The sequence below is a fragment of the Acidovorax sp. GW821-FHT10A04 genome, assembly GCF_059415825.1.
In genome coordinates, this window is record NZ_JBWKNZ010000038.1 from 1 (window position 1) to 717 (window position 717).

Here is a 717-nt window from a genome sequence, read left to right on the forward strand (position 1 = left end):
GCCATGTCGTCGGCCGCCACCGCCTTGTAGAAGTCCATCGCCGTCTTGGGGATGAAGTTGAACACCGCCGACGAGTACACCGGTGTGCCCAGCGCCTTGTACGCTGCCGCATACACCTCGGCCGTGGGCAGGCCACCCAGGTAGGAGAAGCGGTCACCCATCTTCATGAAGATCGAGGACATGGTCTCGATGTTGCCCACGCCGTCCTTGAAACCGATCAGGTTGGGGCAGCGCTCGGCCAGGATGGCCAGGGAATTGGCCGTGAGCTTGGTGCGGTCGCGGTTGTAGACGATGACACCGAACTTCACGCTGTTGCAGACGGCGGCCACATGCTCGATCAAACCTTCCTGGCCGGCTTCGGTCAGGTAGTGGGGCAACAGCAGGATGCCGTGGGCACCCAGGCGCTCGGCCTCCTGGGCGTGGGCGATGGCCGTGCGCGTGGGGCCGCCGGCACCGGCAATGATGGGCACCTTGCCGCGGCAGGTGTCCACGGCGGTCTTGACGACCTGGCCGTACTCGGGGCCCGACAGCGAGAAGTACTCACCCGTGCCACCGGCGGCGAACAGGGCGCTGGCGCCATAGGGGGCCAGCCATTCGAGGCGCGCGGCGTAGCCCTTGGGGTTGAAGTTGCCCTGGGCGTCGAAGTCCGTGACGGGGAAGGACAGCAGGCCGGAGCCCATGATGGATTTGAGGTCTTGCGGGTTCATGGTGGTAGCG

General features: G+C 65.8%; 1 protein-coding gene. It reads right to left on the reverse strand.

What is annotated here, in order from left to right:
* Positions 1 to 707: 5-dehydro-4-deoxyglucarate dehydratase (locus tag AC07PF_RS33095; RefSeq protein WP_494614752.1), on the reverse strand; the 707-nt coding region annotated here is incomplete at its 3' end.
* Between the last annotated feature and the right edge of the window lie 10 nt (positions 708 to 717).